An 18001-nucleotide genomic window follows, 5' to 3' on the forward strand; every position below is an offset into this window, starting at 1 on the left:
TTAATGCTTCACGAAAAAATATTATTTGTGAAACTGTGAGTATGTGCCAATGGTAGCGCAACTCTGAAAGAAAATCTCAGAGGGTACCCTTATGTTTAAGCTAGGTTCAACTAAATCTATCTTCCTGGCTCACATCCAGCAAGCACTGCTAGGGGGTTATCTTTTCATTGGATATGATCTTGTAGTTCAAAGTGTCCCTGCTGTGAGAATTCCTGGTGGTTTAACTCCACCCTGAGTTAGGGATTAAATGCCTCTCTCTGTAGCCGTAAAAACTAGCAATGATACTATTCTCTTCAATATTGCTAGAGAGGGATTCTATACAACATTAGAGACATCTATTCTATACTTACCTTCCTCTGACGCAAATCTACTAAGATTAACCATCAAAGTTTTCGTTAATGGTTAATTTAGCTCCGTGGGGTATAAACACTTTATCCATACAACAACTGAATAGTACAGTCGAGGACTGATTAGAAATTTGGGATAAAGTCTTAATTTTAACCATACTTTAAAAAAATTACCCAGTAAAGGTGACTGGAAAAATATTGAAAGTCTCCTAGTTAGATAGCGCTTGTTTGCCAGAAGGAAGCTTGAGACAACAGTCTAGTTGACATCACAAATATCAATTCATCCAACTTTGTACTAGCACAAATGTAGTAAGACAAACTTTATCTCTGCAATCATTACTTAAACCTAATTGATTATTGCTTAATTCTGTTGCTGCTGTTCAGCGAAACACAACAAAAAACTATTTTCAGTTGTAGGACTAGATTTGATATGAATTCAATGTTAAAAGTTCCCTCAGTTGCTGTATGTATTCCTACTTATAATCAAGCCCAATACTTAATTGAATCTGTAAGTAGTGCCTGTTGTCAAACTTATCCAAATGTGGAAGTCTGGGTTTCAGACGATGGTAGTACTGACGAAACACCCCAGGTGATGGAACAGTTGTGTCAGCAGTTTCCCCAAGTGCGTTACTATCGGCAACCCAAGAACTTAGGTATTGCTGGCAACAATACTTGGTTAATGAGTCAGCCAACAACTGACTTTATTGTACGTCTGGACTCAGATGATGCTTTAATGCCAAATTATGTAGAGAAACTAGTCTCACTGCTAGAAAAATATCCAGAAGCTGGTTATGCTCATACCGCTATCCGGGAAATTGATCAGCATGGAAATAATCATTCAGTAGCACGAGTTGTCAGAAAAAAAGAGTTTCAAAACTCTGATGAAGCTCTAATGGCAGCAGTTTCTGGCTATAGAGTGGCAGCGAACATTATCATGTTCAGAACTAAGGCACTCCAAGAATTAAGATATTACGAAAATCGCCCTGAATATGTTGAAGATTATGATTTATCTGTAAGAATCGCAGATGCTGGCTACGGGAATGTCTACGCAGATGAAGTGCTAGCAAAATATCGAGTTTGGACTGATGTGAAGAAAACTCGCTCCAAGCGTAAACACTTGCAGTTAAGAGGATATATTCGGATTTTTGAAGAGAGTTTCTTACCAGCTTTTCAAAGGCGCGGCTGGGATATAAAAGTGCTAGATAAACAGAGACGTAAGATGGCAATCGTACATTCAGCTTATTCTTTTCTGCCTATTTTTAATCAAGAAGAACGAGCAGAACTTGTCGCTTTATTAAAGCAACTGGGTGATTCGCCTCTGTTACGGCTGCGAATTATAGCACTGTCTTTAGGCTTTGCTCCTTTGTTTGAGTGGCAACACCACACAGAACTTAAGTTAAAAGGTGTTGTTAAAGACTGGTTAAGCAAACTGAAAACTATGTCAGTAGTCAAAGCAGTAGGATAAGTTTTTTAGGTGTGAAGGTATAGGTTAAGTAGATTTTTAGCCATATCACCACACCTAAACTAATATTTTAAACGCAAAGGAACGCAAAGTTAGCGCAGAGGTACGCAAGTTATTAGTTATCAGTTATCAGTTACCAGTAATAAGGGATTCATCATTCAGGTAACGTTTCCCTAGTATCATTGGCGTTAACTGATAACTGTTTAGTGTTCACTGATTTAATCCTTCTCAGCAAAAGTTTTTACTTTGCCATCAGGACTGTAAACGGCTCTAATGATCACAGTTTGCCCATTACGATTGGGAGAAACAAAACGTTCGCCAATTAAAGGCATTCCTGTGCGATCTATATATATTCTCGAAGCTTTTCCTAAAGGAAGAATACGTTCAATAGTGCCATCGACACCCACAACCAAACTATATTCTAGTGTTTGGTTTAAGCCAGAAGGTGGCTGCCAGCGCTTTGTTAGAAATTCTCTAGCTTCGGATACTTGAGCTGTTGCGTCAAACAAAGCATTACTATTTCTAGTTGCGACTTGGTTGGAATTACGATCTTGTCGCAATTTCTCAATTAATTGGGAAGTATCTTCTGCATCAACTGAGTTATTTTTTGGTGATTGATTTTGTTGGTTAGGAGTACTAGTACGGCTATTGGGTGCGGTAGCAATAGTCGGTGGAATCGCAGGCAAAGTAGAAGGTAGGCTAGATTCTGTAGTGGATGAATTTGGTGAATTTAATGAAATATTCCCATTTTGGGCAATAACTCCACTGTTAGAAGTAGAAGCGGTGGTATCCTGCTGTGGGGTTTTAGGTTGAATACGAATTTGTTGCCCAGGATCTGTTAATGTCAGTGGAGCTTTTGTAGTGGGAAGTTTTGCTGTTGGTGGGACGCTGGGGAATACCTTGTTCCCGGAAGATGATTGGGAGGGTGGGGGAATGCGGATGTAGAGGCAGAAGGGGAACCTGTTTGAGAAGGTGCGTTAGGTAATATGGGCGCTGTGGGAAATCCTTGGGCTTGGGGAGAAATTGGGGTAGGTGAAGCTAAGGTGGAACCAGGTATTGACAAACTATTAGAACCAAAGGGTAGGGGAGGTAGTTGATCTGTGGAGGTGATTGCAGGTGTTGGCGAATCTAAAGGTGATGGTTCTAAGGCTAGTTTATCTTCAGTAGCTGTAGGTTTTTGCTTACTCTGAATTGCATATTGGTAGGTAAATGGTACTAAACCAACAGCTAATACTAGTACTGCTACCGCAGGAACCCAACCAGGAATTGCAAAACGCGATCGCCCTTGATAGAGATTAGGTAGGGCAAGTATATCGTCAGAGTATTGATCTAAAGCTGTTGCCAAATCAAATAACTGTAGCAAACTCAGTTGAACAACAGACTTGGATGCTTGGTATCCCAAAGAACCAAGAAACAAATTATGAGTTAAATGGCTATTTGGTTCGATGTGTATTTTTGTTTCTGGTACTTGATTATTAAAAGAATTTAATGTTTCGGTAGAAGCAGAATTTTGTAATGGTTCTTGTGATTCTGGTTCATCTGGTGCATTGGTTGAGTCCTCTAATTCTGAAAAGTTTGCCCAAAAACTTTCAGGGGACATTTGAAGGAATTCCTGCACGTAGTTTGTGACTGCTGCACACAAAGCTTCTAGTTGATCGCGATCGCCCCGAATAACGATCTTCTGTTCTTCGCTAAGTCGTGGATCGTCAAAACTTAACTCAAAGCGTAGATCCTTCAGAACCGATCTTCCCTTTCCCACCCAACGAGATAGAGATGAGCTTTGTGCCAAGACTTCTAGCGTGCAAGTGGGTGGTGTGTAACGACGGATGACAGAATTTGTTACAGGCATGGCAGGAACTGCAAGCAGGACATTTTCAAAATTTCGTTGAACGGTCTATAAGTGCTAGCCAGAGGCGGCGATGTCCACCAGGACCACTATAAAAAAGAAGATCTATCAGCAGTTTTAAAGCCAGGTGGGTAAGTTCATCCGTAGAGATCGTCGAGTCTTCCTCCATCCGCTCTTGGTAAGTGTTGCAGAAAGCATCGATATAATCTCCTAATAAAGCAGCCTGATGAGGTTCGCGGTTATTTTCCGCCATCTGTTCTAACAAGCCAACAGCACGACGAATCAATTCTTGATGCTGCTTGGCAAGATAACAAATAATGAGAACAAGCGCTCGTGCTTCTTCAACATCGAGCTTTTTTCGCCCTCCTTGACCTTTGCGTAGCGGATTAGATTGGCGTAGCCGCCACAACGCTACACGGTCTGGCACTCTGGACTCTAAATTTAGATTAATTGCCGCTGAAAGCATTGCCTCGGAGCCAATGCCAGTCAATGTTTCTAATGCCAACAGCACCAAATCTAATTGGGTTTTAATGTTTTCCCATTGAGTTGTGTTCGGGGCTGGAAGCTTTATTAAATCCTCCCACTGAGGAGTAGGAGTGGGTGAATTAGCGGCAGAGTGCATAACTTTTAGCATAGGTGATCGGGCTAGTAGGGGCTGTTGCTGTTACCCATTTTGAAACCAGACTTTTACGAGTGAATATTAGTTTCCTAAAGCTATGAATAGAAAGTGCCTACAGCAAGCTGTTGGGCGTTTTTGAAAATTGAGATGGTTGGATAAACAGCAGTGGTCATTGTCTTACTCTATGATGAAAAGCGATTTGGGATAAAGTACAAGCGCTTTTAGTTACATCTTGTCTGCTAATTGCACCAACCTTGTGTTTAACTATTTTCTGCTTAAACTGATGCTTTAACAAAATAAATAAATCTTCCTTTAGATAGATATTTACTTCTGTTGACTGGTTAGTTGTTTGTGATTTACTTTACTTCCAACCAAAGAATACCTAATCAGGTATATTTCAACAAGCAGGAACTAAAAATTTTTTTTGTGATGTTGACATTGGAATAAGACTTTTTGGCAGTTGTTGTAAATTAATAGATGAAAATATCAATATAATTTTGTTTTTGCTACTTGTTGATTAATTTTTCATCAATATTTCTTAAGCAGCTAATATTTAAAACTGTGTATGTAGTAGCGTGACTAAGTTAAACATAGTGCATTAATAAACCGCAGAGGCAAGAGAGACACAGAGGTAGAAGAAGAGATTTGTAAATTCGCTTTCTTGAATCCAATTGGCAGAATGCAGAGGACTAGTTAATTGGTATAAATTTTTTCCAGCCTTCTGCCATCTAACTTGAAAGCAACCTCACTCCTTTCCCTCTGTTGCGGGTTCACCAGAGGGGTATCCTCTCTTGACGGGGTGATGTTTTTCATAGCAAAGCTCATGAAACTAGTTTCATTGTGACTGCCCTGGTGCCTTTTGCCTTTCTTCGGTCACTGCTTCAATCCACATATGCCACAGTCACACCAGTGCCACCGTCAGATTGTTCTGCTGCTTCATAGCGACTGACTCTGGGGTGTTGTTGCAAAAAGGCATGAACACCTTGCCGCAGTTTACCAGTGCCATGTCCGTGAATAATCCAGATTGGCCCTGTTGCTTCGGAAATTGCTTTATCTAGAACAAGTTCGGCATCTGCAACCCTACGTCCACGTATATCTATCGTATTTTTGGATGTGCGAATTGCTGGGGCTGGTTGGGTTGGTGTAACTGGTGTTGCTGCTGGGGATAGTTTTGCTTTCGCTACTGGTTCAGCTTTTTTCCCATCTAGAGATTCCACATCTTCCAGTTTGACTGTCATTTTCATAATCCCAAACCGGACAGTCAATTCACCATCATCATCGGGTGCAGTCAAAACTTCTGCTGTTTGCCCTAATTTGGGAATCCGGATGCGATCGCCTTCTTTGGGAATGTATCCTTGTTTCGGTTTTGGTGGTGGTTGGGGTATAAATTTCTCGGCGATTTGATGCAAAGCATTTGTAGCTTGTTGGGCATCTTGGGCAGTGGGTGTACCTTGCTGCAAACGGCGAATTACTTGAGCAATTTCGCTTCTGGCTTGGGCGATCGCTTGCTGTACCGCTACTTCTTGGGAAGCACGCAAAGTTTGTTCTCTTTCCTGTAAATTTGCGGCTTTTGCGGAGACTTCTTTGTATAAACGTTCAGCTTGCTGCAATAAATCTTGTGCTTGTGCTGCTTTGGTTTCTTGGCGGCGGCGTTGCGCTTCTAACCCAGCAATTACCTGGTTAACTTCGTCTGTTGATCCTCCCAGATTAGTTTTCGCCTGTTCGATAACTTCTGCTTTTAACCCCAAGCGTTGGGCAATTGCCAAAGCGTTAGAACGTCCAGGAATCCCCCATAGTAGACGGTAAGTAGGTGAAAGTGTGGCTTCATCAAATTCTACCGAAGCGTTTTCAAATCGTTCATCTTGGTATTTCAACGCTTTGAGTTCACCAAAGTGAGTAGTTGCCATAGTTAGCTGGGTATGATCTGCCAGATAGCGTAATAAAGCGATCGCTAAGGCGCTACCTTCAGCAGGATCTGTACCTGCGCCGACTTCATCAAGGAGTACCAGGGCAGAATTTAGGTGAGGGGATGGGGTGGTGGGGTGGTGGGGTGGTGGGGTGCAATCTTTCTCCCCATTGCCCCTAATCCCCACTCCCTTGGGGGAGTGGGGGCCCCGAGTTCCCAATCTCCCCATTTCCCCATCAAGTTGTTCGCCTATCGCCTCCAAAATTCGACTAATGCGGCGAATATGCCCAGAAAATGTAGACAAATTTTGCTGTAGTGATTGTTCGTCGCCTATATCTGCCAATACCTGGTCAAACCAAGGCAATTCTACTGGTTCACGGGCAGGAACAAATAAACCGACTTTTGCCATTAAAGCCGCTAAACCTAAGGTTTTTAAAGTTACTGTTTTACCACCTGTGTTTGGTCCAGTAATAGTTACTACTTTAATCTCTGGTTGAACCAGTAAATCTACAGGAACTACTGCTTGTCCTTGTTCGTGTTGTTGCTGCCACACTAACAACGGATGCCGTAATTGCCGCAGGGTAATGTACTCATTGGCTTGGCGATTGATAAAACGGGGTGGGTTGGCTTTTAGCCAGAAACTATAGCGTGCTTTGGCAGTTGCTAAATCTAAAGTAGTCGTAATGGCAAGTAATTTTTCCAAATCAGATTTTACTTGTGCGACTTGTTCAGTTAAAGCGCGACGAATAGCCTCTTCTTCTGCCTGTTCTCTTCTAACTAACTGCCGCAGCTGATTACCCAAGGGAACAATGGAATTTGGTTCTATGTATAGTGTGGCGCCACTAGCAGAAGTATCATGAACTATACCAGGAATCGCATCTTTTTGTGGTGCTTTCACAGGAATTACATAGCGATCGCCTCGTTGGGTAATAATTTGTTCCTGAACAGCATTAGATTTTACTTGTATAATATTATGTAATTTTTGTGTGATTTGATTACGTAGTTTACGCAGTTCTGTACGAATATCAACAAGTTTTTGGCTAGCGCGATCGCTTACTTGTCCTCGTTCATCAATACAACGATGAATTTCCTGTTCTAGTTCTGGATAAGTTCTTAAATCAGCAATTAATTCTGTGAGAATGGGCAAATCTGGCTGATTATCGATCATCCGGCGTAAATTTCTGCTTCCCGCAAGAGTGGTAGCAATAGCTAACAGTTCCTCACCTGCTAGAACTCCTTGTAGTTCTGCCCTTTCTAGAGAATCACCAATATCTTGAATTCCTTCAAACGAAAGTCCTGTAGTGAGACGACTTTCGAGTTCATACACTTCTTTGGTTTGCGTCAATAAATACTCACTCTCAGCTTGAGAGCTAGGTGGCGTCAAATCACACGCTGCGATCGCCCCAAGTTTAGTAGCCGCAAAGGTCGATAAATGCTGGCAGAGGCGATGCCATTCGAGTAGTTCTAGAGTTTCAGATTGAATCAAGGCTTTAATATGTACTGTTTTAATAATTGATTAATATCTGTCTTAAAATAGGGAACTCTTAACAGAGATTCTCCTGCGAAGACTCTGTGCAAAGGGGGATTAACCTAGCAGCAAACCCATGTTCCATCGGTATTAATCGCCTTGCAAGGTGTACCTTACGGAAGCCTATGAGCGCGTCTATGTTGAATTTTCATCTTATCGTTGTGGGCAATTGCCAGTGAGGTTCTAGCCTGAAAATAGGGAACTGTTAACTCTTAACAGCGAATAGGGAGAAGCGGAATTTTCATGTTTAGTTGTGTACCAAAGTTCATGAGCGACTGATCTTAATCTGAAATTTATCGTAGCAATACAAAACCCTCCACGGCTCACTCTGACAGGGTGAAATTCCCGTATAGATCAAGATATAGGGAAAAGGGAACAGGAAACTCTTAACAGGGAATCCTCATACTTAAAAGCAGGGGTGTTTGGAATTGATACAAGGATGCTAAGAATTAGCATAACTTGAGTAAATTTAAAGATGCCAAAACAATCAGACAAGGCTAAAAATAATTAAGTAATAATCGACACCTCAATCATCAACAAATTAGAACCTGGCTAATACCAACCTCAAGTAAATAAAGATGCAAAACTGATTCATTCAGCCTTGTTGTTTATCTTGATTCTTATTGGCTTTTTCTGTAACTTGGGTAGTGTGTTTTCAAAAAAAACGCTGCAAATATCTCCACAATTTGATACCCTAGCTTAAACAGATTTGGGAACATTAACAGCGTGGAAACTCAAATTGGGCGGGGAAAAACAGCTCGTAGGGCTTACGGCATAGATGAAATAGCTTTAGCACCTGGCAACAGGACGCTAGATCCGAGTTTGGCAGACACAAAATGGCGTATTGGTAATATTGAGCGAGAAATCCCCATTATTGCCAGCGCGATGGATGGTGTAGTAGATGTTCGGATGGCTGTGCTTCTATCAAACTTAGGAGCATTGGGTGTATTGAATTTAGAAGGAATTCAAACTCGTTATGCTGATCCAGAGCCAATTTTAGACAAAATAGCCTCGGTGGGCAAAGAAGAATTTGTCCCCTTGATGCAAGAACTTTATGCCGAATCTATTAAACCAGAATTAATTGAACAAAGAATTAAAGAAATTAAACAACAAGGTGGTATTGCCGCAGTCAGTGCAACTCCCGCAGGAGCAAGTAAATATGGTGCAGTAGTTGCAAAAGCAGGGGCAGATTTATTTTTTGTGCAAGCAACAGTTGTTTCTACAGCACACCTGTCGCCAGAATCTATAGTTCCCCTTGATTTGGCTCAATTTTGTCAAGAAATGCCTATACCTGTAGTTTTGGGTAATTGCGTCACTTATGAAGTTACCCTAGACTTGATGAAAGCAGGAGCTGCTGCGGTTCTTGTTGGTATTGGCCCTGGTGCTGCTTGTACTTCCCGTGGTGTGTTGGGAGTAGGTGTCCCACAGGCAACAGCGATCGCAGATTGTGCAGCTGCCCGTGATGAGTATTATCAACAAACAGGTAAATACATTCCAGTAATTGCTGATGGTGGTTTAATTACTGGTGGTGACATCTGTAAGTGTATTGCTTGTGGTGCAGATGGAGTCATGATTGGTTCTCCTTTTGCCAAGGCTAGCGAAGCACCAGGACGTGGTTATCACTGGGGTATGGCAACTCCTAGTCCTGTATTACCCCGGGGGACGCGCATTCGCGTAGGTACGACTGGTACTTTAGAACAAATTCTCGTTGGCCCTGCACAGTTAGATGATGGTACTCATAATCTCTTAGGAGCCTTAAAAACTAGTATGGGTACACTAGGAGCAAAAAACCTCAAAGAAATGCAGCAAGTCGAAGTTGTGATTGCTCCTTCCCTATTAACTGAAGGTAAAGTATACCAAAAAGCTCAACAATTAGGTATGGGCAAGTAAGACATGTTTAGTTGATAGTTGTTAGTAGGGGGAGTGTGAGGGGTGTGAGGGGTGAATAACAACTAAACACTATCCACCAACTACTAACCACTAACCACTAACTACCAACAACCAACAACTACAAAAAAATTTTTCCAGACTCTAAAACATTTACTGGAAAAATCACATATGTCGCCTACAATAGGAATAGCGGAGACGCATGTTTCCGTTCACTCCTCACACCACACTCCGCCCGAACTACTGTTCGGGCGGTTCCTTATGTAAAAGGACAAGTTAATGCCACACAGAGTAGGGACTATTGAGGCTACCCTAAAGGTTCAAATCTAAAGAATCCCATCGGCTTCAAACTGTGGGCATGTCAAACACAAATGTATATGTCTGACTCCAAGCAGTGCTTTTTGCTATGGTAGAATTTCAGCACGATCAAAAATATATAGGCAAAGGTTTGTAGCCATGTCAGCAGCCGCACAAGTTACCGACTCTACTTTTAAGCAGGAAGTATTAGACAGCGAAGTTCCTGTTTTGGTTGACTTTTGGGCACCCTGGTGCGGTCCTTGCCGGATGGTAGCCCCAGTTGTAGATGAAATAGCAGCTCAGTATGAAGGTCAACTCAAGGTAGTTAAAGTTAACACCGATGAGAATCCTAATGTTGCTAGCCAGTATGGAATCCGCAGCATTCCTACATTGATGATTTTTAAGGGTGGGCAAAAAGTTGATATGGTAGTAGGAGCTGTGCCGAAATCAACATTAGCTAATACTCTGGAAAAATATCTTTAAAGTTTAAGCTACTGCAAATACTTTTGGAGTGTTTTTCACTCCAAATTTTTCCGGTATTTGCTAGCTAAAAAAAGGATACTACAACTAGTCTCCTAACTCTAATATTTTTCCAAATATCGTAGTTTGCGCTGTGTTTTACTGCCGAACACACAATAGCAATAAAGTCTACTCTAAAAAAGTCATCTGTGATTCATTTTTCACTCTTTGTTTGCCAACTCTTAGTGGAAAAACTCATGCAAAAGGTAAAAATACAAGGCTGTAAAGCTTTTGTCATCAGCTTTTAGCGTATTTTTCCTGTTGTAGCCATTTTTGGCAAACTGCACTAGATTGTGTTGTTTCAAAGTAACTTTTAGTTGGCAAAAAAAGTAGTAGCGCCTTGGTTTTTACAACTGGAGGTGCTTTTTTGTTTGGGACAATTCATCATTTCAGTTATCAGTTATCAGTTATTGTTCACTGATTTACTTGCGGGCGAGTGATTGTTTTGTCTGACAATATTTATCGAACTCAAGATAAATTGGCAATGGCTGATAGTTGAAAATCTGTAGAGGTTGATAAATTACACATTGAAATCAAATTCAGGTAAAATATAGTGCCGCTTTGGCTACAGTTCTCATGACCTCATCTGCGTCGTCGTTTGACACATTAGAGTCTCTCCAAACCGATATCACCGAATTACTTGAGCGTTTACCAACGTTGAAGCATCGACAATATATCCAGCAGGCGCTAGCTACCATAGTGCGTCTAGCTGAGAGTGAGGTCGATCGCTTGGATTGGAAAATTATGTCGGCTGCTTTAATAGACATGGAGCGTGGTTTCCAGCTGTTTCATGATTACCGACATGTCCGAAAAGTAACCATATTTGGCTCAGCTCGCCTATCACCAGAAAGCCCAGAATATCACATGGCTGTTGACTTCGCTCGCTTTGTCACTCAATTGGGATTCATGGTCATGACTGGTGGCGGTGGTGGAATTATGCAAGCTGGTCACGAAGGTGCTGGACGAGAAAATTCTTTTGGTCTCAATATTCAATTACCCTTTGAACAGCAAGCAAACCCAATTATTGAGGGTGATCCGAAGCTGATTCATTTTAAATATTTCTTTACTCGCAAGTTATTTCTTTTAAAAGAAAGTGATGCTGTTGCTTTATTCCCTGGTGGTTTTGGCACTCAAGATGAAGCTTTTGAGTGTATGACTTTAAGCCAAACAGGTAAATTTGGCCCAGTACCCGTAGTCTTAATTGATCGTCCTGGTGGAGATTACTGGCGCTCTTGGAGCGAATATATTGATAAACAATTAGTGAAAAATGGTCTAGTAAGTCCTGAAGACCCGAATTTGTACACAGTGACAGATGATTTGGTAGTGGCTTGTAATGCTATTACCCGTTTTTACCAGGTTTATCATTCTAGTCGTTACGTAGGCGATCGCTTAGTAATTCGCCTGAGAACAGATATATCAGATGCGGAAGTAGAGGAATTAAACGCTAATTTTAGTGACATTTTAGTCACAGGACGGATTGAAAAAAGTCAAGCTTTACCTCAAGAAAGGCAAGATGAAACTTTAGAACTACCGCGCTTAGTTCTTTACTTCAATCAACGAGATTTGGGGCGTCTGTATCAAATGATTGCAGTCATCAACAGTATGGGTGCGCCTTCACCAGAAGATAGAGCGCACCCGGAATTGAAGTGATACCGTTTCACTATAAGTCTGATACATCTGATGAAGGATAAGGGAGGTGGGGAGATGGGGAGGTGGAGAGTGTGATTCGTCATAATAAACGAAGTAGAATTTTCTGGGATTGTCTCTGAGTCAGTAGTTATTTCCCAATAAGTTACGGCTCTTCTTTTACCATAAACTATTTCTCGAATGTATCTGGATTCTAATTTTTGGTTAGCAAATGTTCTTTCACTCTTTAACCACTTATTAGCCCTAACGCTTTGATTAGCGCTCAGCCAGGCTCCGTGATTACAACGAAATTGCTACTACATAAGCGAGCTGGTATTCATTCATTTCTAAATGAATGGGCTACTTTCACCATACAAACTACCCATGAGTACCAATTGAATATTAAAGTCTGATTCAACTAACTCTGTAATAATTTCTGCCGCTAACTCTATTTTGGTTTTATATTTATCTCCTTCTTTTAGCGTTCCCTTCAATTTAAATACTTTTACACTTAAGGGAAATGTTACATTGTCATAAACTCCATAAGCATTGACTGACACTATTCCATTTTCTATTTTTCCTATATTCCCTAGATAGTGTCTGGCTACATAATCTGTCTTTTTACCTTTTTTCTATCTCCGGTTTCATTTATTACTACGGTAATCGCCTGACTATTTAATGCTCTTTTTATTTTCTTTAAACTTCAGATCTTCAACTCATTTATTGACCAGTCTGAATTGGCTATAAAATGATGTAATGAGGCTCGTTGAGTTTATAATTACTACTTTTGATATTTTTATGGGGGATAATATCATGTTAATTTCAAGTGATTTTAGCGGTTTATTTAATGAGCGATTTTTCAGTAATTTTTTGCCTATTCCTGCTGCAAATCAAATACCAATAGGATTTCTCACACCAGATTTTCAACTACCAGATATAACTAATAACACCTTAATCAAATTATCAGATTACAGAAAGAAACAACCAGTATTACTTGCTTTTACACGAATTTTTACAGAGAAACAATATTGTCCCCTTTGCTATCCACACATCAAATCCTTAAACGAGAACTATGAACAATTTCAAAATCGGGGCGTAGAAGTTTTGATGATTACTAGTACTGATGAACGACAAAGTCAAATAGTTGTAAGAGATTTAGGCTTAAAGATGCCGTTACTAAGTGACCCCACCTGCCGAGTATTTCGCACCTATAATGTCGGGCAAGCTTTGGGAGCGCCTTTACCGGCACAATTCGTTTTAGATCAAGAAGGTAGACTACGTTATAAGCACTTGTTTTCTTTCTTAGACCACAATGCTAGTGTAGAAAAATTGCTAGAGCAATTTGACAAAAGAAAAGATGAAGGATGAAGTAAGAATTAGTAGAAGCCTCGCCCTTCGTGGGCGAAAAAAATCAAATTTTTCCTGATTTATGCCTATTTCCTTTATGAGTGGGTTAATTTCATACTTCAGATAAAAAAAATTTTTTCTATGCTTAAACTCTATCACCAAACACTTTCGGCAAATTCTCGTCGCGTCTGGATAGCACTATTAGAGAAACAACTTGAATTTGAATTAGTAGAATTAAGATTAGATGGTGATCATTTACAACCGGAATTTTTAGCACTAAATCCATTCCACCACATTCCGGTTTTGCTAGATGATGATTTTACAGTGGTGAAATCATTGGCAATTTTAGATTATTTAGAAGCAAAATACCCCACCCCAGCAATGCTACCCAAAAACCCCAAAGCTTTGGCTAAGGTACGCATGGTGGAAATGGTAACAGTTAATGAACTAATGCCTGCAATGACACCTTTAATCAATCGGATGATGGGTTTTGCTGGTGGTGATGACTCACAAAAAATAGAAGCGGCAAACCAGAAAATAGCTACAGTATTGAAATTTTTTGAAAACTTGTTAGGTCATCATCCTTATTTTGGTGGTGAACAATTGACTCTAGCAGACATTGTTGCTGGCAGTGCAGTGCCTATTTTGCCGATATTGAGTTTTTCTCTCACTGACAACTCAAAATTAAGTGCATGGACAGAAAGCTTAATGCAGCGTCCGGCTTGGCAAACTACCAATCCCACCCCAGCAGCAATTGAAGCATTTAAATCTCGTATGCAAGCTTTAATGGCACAGTATGAATCTGAAAGAGTTAGTGGTTAGTAGTTAGTGGTTAGTAGTAACCAAATAACTACTAACCTATTCCCAATCTAAAATCTAAAATCCCAAATCCAAAATTGTTACAGCCTAATATTTTGCAAATGACTGCGGGGGTTATAGGTACGAATAGCGCGAATTTTTTCATAATACTCCCGTTCTTGTTGACTAATGTCTCTGGGAGTGGCGATCGCAATTTTCACTAACTGGTCACTACGTCCACTCTTGGGTTGGGGCCAGCCTTTACCACGTAGACGCAGGGATTGACCAGAACGCACTCCTGATGGTAGTTTGACATTCACGCTACCATCAGGAGTGGGTACTTCTATAGAAGCTCCCAGAACTGCTTCATCGGGTGTTATTGGTACTTCGCACACCAAGTTATCACCCTCAAATTGGAAGAAGGGGTGAGACTGAAGCTCAACTTTCAGGTACAAATCGCCTCGTTGTTGCGTTAGAGGACTAATTTGACCTTTGCCACGCACCCGTAGACGAGTACCAGGTTTAGCGCCAGCAGGAATGCGGACATCAATAATTTCATTACCAAGATTAAAGCGCTTTTGTACACCATGAAACGCTTCGGAAAAACTCAAAGAAATTATAGCTTCAGTATCTTGGGCAGTACCTGCACCAGCATCCTGAAAACCAAAATCATTAAAACCGCCAAAACCACCAGGTCCAGCCCCAGTGGAAGTGCGGTAACTATAAGATTGCCTTGTACTGCTGCGAGTACTACCACCACTGAAGCGTCCTAATAATTCATTAATAAAATCATCAAAACTACCGTATTGACTAAAGTCAAAGCTACCCATATCAACATCAACACCACCACCATAGGGGTTGCCTTGACCTACTTGTTTCCAGTATTGACCAAATTGATCGTATTTTTGGCGTTTATCTGGATCTGATAAAACCTCGTAAGCTTCGTTCACTTCTTTGAAACGTGCTTCTGCCTGTTTATTACCAGGGTTTACGTCGGGGTGATATTTACGAGCTAATTTCCGAAAAGCTTGTTTAATTTCATCTGCACTAGCAGTTTTCTTAACTCCTAGAACAGCATAATAATCTTTAAAATCGGTTGTAGCCATCTACAATACTCCTCTAGTATTTACTTTATATTTTTTTGTAAAATATAGGGTTTGGTATTCTACACTAGGTAGAATTCTAGGCAGATTAACTCTGATTTTAAATTAACAAACCTTAAATAAGTTAGAGTTCGGTTGTTGCTGAAAAGGTGAGGGCAATTTCCGTACTTTGTGAGGTTCCCGAATAGCACATTAAGCAATCTAGCCCTTCTTCTAAACTCGGAGGAGCGTCGTGCAATTGACGATACATCCGAAAAATCACATCTTCTGGTACTTGACGTTCTCGTCTTTGATTGCGTGCTAAACATAGCCAAACAGGAGTTTTTACCCAAATCCCGGTAATATGAGTAAAACCAATGTCGCGGGCTAAGGTAATGACTTCACGGCGATGGCGTCGCTGAGCGTTAGTGGCATCATAAATGACTGTACTATCGGTAGCGATCGCCCTTTGAAATTGCCGCTCGGTTTCTCGCCAAATCAGCAGCCAAGGCCCCTGGATTGCTTCATTACCAAATAACTGCCCCCGGATAGCATCGGTAGAAACCAGCCGTCTCTGAGGGCATTGTGTCACTAATTGCTTTGCCAAGGTTGACTTACCGCTACCAGGAAGACCAATTAGTAAGAAGAGTTTTGTCATCAGTTGGTAGTTAATAGTTAGTAGATTGTAGATAGTAGTTAGTAGTTGGTTATTTACCACTAACTACTAACTACTAACCACTAACCACTAACTAAATGATCGTTCCATCAGGAATAACGGCGTTTTTCAGGACAACGACAATGCCACTACGGATATAGAAACCTTGACTTTCGCGCTCGGCTTCTTGGACATTATCTTTGTTTACGATTTGCACATCACAACCGATGTGAGTGTTTTTGTCAATGATGGCACGACGAATGATTGTGTTAGAACCAATACCTAAAGGTATACTACGGTGGTCACAGTCGGACTGGCGTTCGGCAAATGGCTGATACATGTCTGCACCCATAATCATGGAATCTTGAATGATGCAGCCAGATTCAATGCGCGATCGCACTCCTAACACCGAGTTTTCAATGCGGCAATTTTTGAGAATACAACCTTCGCCAATAATTGATTGGGTGACATGACAATCTAGCAGTTTGCTGGGAGGTAAATAACGAGCGCGAGTGTAAATCGGCGCTTGCTCATCGTAGAAACTAAAAGGCGGACGAGGTTGTTGAGTTAAAGTCAGATTGGCATTATAAAACGCTTCAATTGTTCCAATGTCTTCCCAATAGTCATTGAATAGGTAAGCTTGAATGTTGTAATCACTGGCAGCGTCAGGAATAATTTCTTTGCCAAAATCAGTCCTTTCGGAAGCTTCTTTCAACAACTTGATCAAAACATCTCTTTTAAAGACATAGATTCCCATTGAGGCGATGTATGGCTGCTGTTCGGCTTGTTCTTGGTTTAAGCCTAAAACAGTAGTATCAACCTGCATTTTCTTTAAAGCTTCGCCTTTGGGTTTTTCACTAAAGTCAACAACCCTGCCAGACTCATTGATTTTCATCAAACCAAAGTCTGAGGCGCGGCGTTCATCAATGGGTATAACTGAAAGAGTAATATCAGCTCCAGTTTCCCGATGACGTTGGATAAATTGGCGATAGTCCATGCGATACAAGTGATCGCCTGATAGTATCAAATATTCATCTACATCCCATTCTTCAAACAGCCATAGGTATTGACGAACCGCATCAGCCGTACCTTGGAACCAGCTAAGGTTTTCTGGGGTTTGCTGTGCCGCGAGGACTTCCACAAACCCCTCTGTAAAGCCAGCAAAGCTGTAGGTACGAGCAATATGGCGATTCAGAGAAGCCGAGTTGAATTGTGTCAGGACGTATATTTTGAAAATTTCGGAATTTATACAATTACTGACAGGGATATCTATCAAACGATACTTACCTGCCAAGGGCACCGCTGGTTTTGCGCGTAGTTTGGTGAGCGGATAAAGGCGGGTTCCTGCACCGCCACCGAGAATGATTGCTAAAACTTTTTTCACAAGTTTGCTCCCGACTGCCTTTCAACTCTCAACTACAGTTTAGGACTGTCTGCGGCAGCTGGTAAGGGGGTATCGAAAAGTAAGTTTAGTCAAGTTTACAAACTGCTGCCGGAGATAAATGGTACGACATGTGTTACAAAATCAAACTAGATGTATCAATTGATATTAAGATTTGTTAACACTGATACTCTTCGACTTCCATTGCTCATCCACTAAACGCAACTTTTGCGATAGTTTCAGATACTGCACCCAAGGCTGTTCTGAAAGTTTAGCAATTTCATTGATAGATAAAGTAGCCGAAAACACGTCTTTCTTTGCAGTGATTCCACTGATACCAAGATTTTCCAAGATCGCAGTTGCATTAGAGTTATCTGCTACTGGTTGGGTGTGGATGAAAACCACTAAACTACGCTGATCTGGATCTTGGACTTGATTTAGCGCCATAGCAAGGGCAGCGTCTAGCTTTTTATAATTCATCTGAAAATCCCCTGTTAACACCATATTGAGGAAAACAAGAAGGGTTAGAGGAATTGCTATTGTTTCCCTTTACCCTTTCACCTTTTTCCCTTTTGTAGTGTATTGATTGTTTTACAATAAGCTTATTTATTAGACAAAGAGCAGGTTTAAACTAACCCATCCTAAAAACAACCTATCAGATTTATAAATTTGACGCGCCTACCCTTGTGTAGACTCGATAA

Annotated in this window: 13 protein-coding genes and 2 pseudogenes; 7 read left to right on the top strand and 8 right to left on the bottom strand. The window is 40.9% G+C overall.

Annotated elements, in window-relative coordinates; all coding sequences use genetic code 11:
* Positions 1-91 precede the first annotated feature (91 nt).
* Together RS893_RS07250 and RS893_RS07255 are read left to right on the top strand one after the other, a co-directional pair.
* The gene (locus tag RS893_RS07250; RefSeq protein WP_315790530.1) at positions 92-235 is read left to right on the top strand and encodes a hypothetical protein; all 144 of its coding nucleotides are present in this window, start codon (positions 92-94) and stop codon (positions 233-235) included.
* A 542-nt stretch (positions 236-777) separates the two neighbouring features.
* Positions 778-1812: a glycosyltransferase family 2 protein gene (locus tag RS893_RS07255; protein ID WP_315790531.1), complete on the top strand. Its 1035-nt coding sequence runs from the start codon at positions 778-780 to the stop codon at positions 1810-1812.
* Positions 1813-2027: 215 nt separating this feature from the next.
* Here the strand turns inward: RS893_RS07255 and RS893_RS07260 are convergent.
* From RS893_RS07260 to RS893_RS07270, 3 genes and pseudogenes are all read right to left on the bottom strand, one after another.
* Positions 2028-3658: pseudogene (locus RS893_RS07260) on the bottom strand (DUF4335 domain-containing protein).
* A 25-nt stretch (positions 3659-3683) separates the two neighbouring features.
* The gene (locus RS893_RS07265; protein ID WP_009456761.1) at positions 3684-4289 is read right to left on the bottom strand and encodes a DUF3038 domain-containing protein; all 606 of its coding nucleotides are present in this window, start codon (positions 4287-4289) and stop codon (positions 3684-3686) included.
* Between the two features lie 866 nt (positions 4290-5155).
* A complete protein-coding gene (locus tag RS893_RS07270; protein ID WP_315790533.1) occupies positions 5156-7666 on the bottom strand; it encodes an endonuclease MutS2 in 2511 nt (836 codons plus the stop codon).
* Between the two features lie 768 nt (positions 7667-8434).
* On the opposite strand from RS893_RS07270, the gene RS893_RS07275 reads away from it, so the two are divergent.
* The 3 genes from RS893_RS07275 (at position 8435) to RS893_RS07285 (ending at position 12061) form a co-directional block, all read left to right on the top strand.
* Positions 8435-9598 (top strand): GuaB3 family IMP dehydrogenase-related protein, encoded by a 1164-nt coding sequence (locus RS893_RS07275; protein WP_315790534.1) that lies wholly within the window; start codon positions 8435-8437, stop codon positions 9596-9598.
* A 429-nt stretch (positions 9599-10027) separates the two neighbouring features.
* Entirely contained in the window at positions 10028-10375 is a 348-nt protein-coding gene (gene trxA, locus RS893_RS07280) for a thioredoxin (protein ID WP_256678112.1), read from the top strand.
* Between the two features lie 612 nt (positions 10376-10987).
* Positions 10988-12061, top strand: a complete 1074-nt coding sequence (locus RS893_RS07285; RefSeq protein ID WP_315790535.1) for an LOG family protein — start codon at positions 10988-10990, stop codon at positions 12059-12061.
* Positions 12062-12135: 74 nt separating this feature from the next.
* Here RS893_RS07285 and RS893_RS07290 read toward each other — a convergent pair.
* A pseudogene (locus RS893_RS07290) lies at positions 12136-12834 on the bottom strand (transposase); the annotation flags it as partial.
* A 16-nt stretch (positions 12835-12850) separates the two neighbouring features.
* Between RS893_RS07290 and RS893_RS07295 the strand changes: the two are divergent.
* The gene (locus RS893_RS07295; protein ID WP_315790536.1) at positions 12851-13405 is read left to right on the top strand and encodes a peroxiredoxin family protein; all 555 of its coding nucleotides are present in this window, start codon (positions 12851-12853) and stop codon (positions 13403-13405) included.
* A gap of 120 nt (positions 13406-13525) precedes the next feature.
* Entirely contained in the window at positions 13526-14206 is a 681-nt protein-coding gene (locus RS893_RS07300) for a glutathione S-transferase family protein (protein ID WP_315790537.1), read from the top strand.
* Between the two features lie 77 nt (positions 14207-14283).
* Here RS893_RS07300 and RS893_RS07305 read toward each other — a convergent pair whose 3' ends face one another.
* The 4 genes from RS893_RS07305 to RS893_RS07320 form a co-directional block, all read right to left on the bottom strand.
* Positions 14284-15288: a DnaJ C-terminal domain-containing protein gene (locus RS893_RS07305; protein ID WP_315790538.1), complete on the bottom strand. Its 1005-nt coding sequence runs from the start codon at positions 15286-15288 to the stop codon at positions 14284-14286.
* A 121-nt stretch (positions 15289-15409) separates the two neighbouring features.
* A complete protein-coding gene (locus RS893_RS07310) occupies positions 15410-15922 on the bottom strand; it encodes an AAA family ATPase (RefSeq protein ID WP_315790539.1) in 513 nt (170 codons plus the stop codon).
* 91 nt (positions 15923-16013) lie between these two features.
* On the bottom strand, positions 16014-17303 hold the full coding sequence (locus tag RS893_RS07315; RefSeq protein ID WP_315790540.1) for a glucose-1-phosphate adenylyltransferase: 1290 nt from the start codon (positions 17301-17303) through the stop codon (positions 16014-16016).
* A gap of 165 nt (positions 17304-17468) precedes the next feature.
* Positions 17469-17780: a hypothetical protein gene (locus RS893_RS07320; RefSeq protein WP_315790541.1), complete on the bottom strand. Its 312-nt coding sequence runs from the start codon at positions 17778-17780 to the stop codon at positions 17469-17471.
* Positions 17781-18001 lie beyond the last annotated feature (221 nt).

The organism is Fischerella sp. JS2 (assembly GCF_032393985.1).
Taxonomy (GTDB): Bacteria; Cyanobacteriota; Cyanobacteriia; order Cyanobacteriales; family Nostocaceae; genus Fischerella.

Coding starts and splice junctions, on each gene's coding strand:
- RS893_RS07285 (WP_315790535.1), top strand. CDS start 10,988: ATGACCTCATCTGCGTCGTCGTTTGACACATTAGAGTCTCTCCAAACC.
- RS893_RS07305 (WP_315790538.1), bottom strand. CDS start 15,288: ATGGCTACAACCGATTTTAAAGATTATTATGCTGTTCTAGGAGTTAAG.
- RS893_RS07320 (WP_315790541.1), bottom strand. CDS start 17,780: ATGAATTATAAAAAGCTAGACGCTGCCCTTGCTATGGCGCTAAATCAA.
- RS893_RS07265 (WP_009456761.1), bottom strand. CDS start 4,289: ATGCTAAAAGTTATGCACTCTGCCGCTAATTCACCCACTCCTACTCCT.
- RS893_RS07300 (WP_315790537.1), top strand. CDS start 13,526: ATGCTTAAACTCTATCACCAAACACTTTCGGCAAATTCTCGTCGCGTC.
- RS893_RS07255 (WP_315790531.1), top strand. CDS start 778: ATGAATTCAATGTTAAAAGTTCCCTCAGTTGCTGTATGTATTCCTACT.
- RS893_RS07250 (WP_315790530.1), top strand. CDS start 92: ATGTTTAAGCTAGGTTCAACTAAATCTATCTTCCTGGCTCACATCCAG.
- RS893_RS07310 (WP_315790539.1), bottom strand. CDS start 15,922: ATGACAAAACTCTTCTTACTAATTGGTCTTCCTGGTAGCGGTAAGTCA.
- RS893_RS07295 (WP_315790536.1), top strand. CDS start 12,851: ATGTTAATTTCAAGTGATTTTAGCGGTTTATTTAATGAGCGATTTTTC.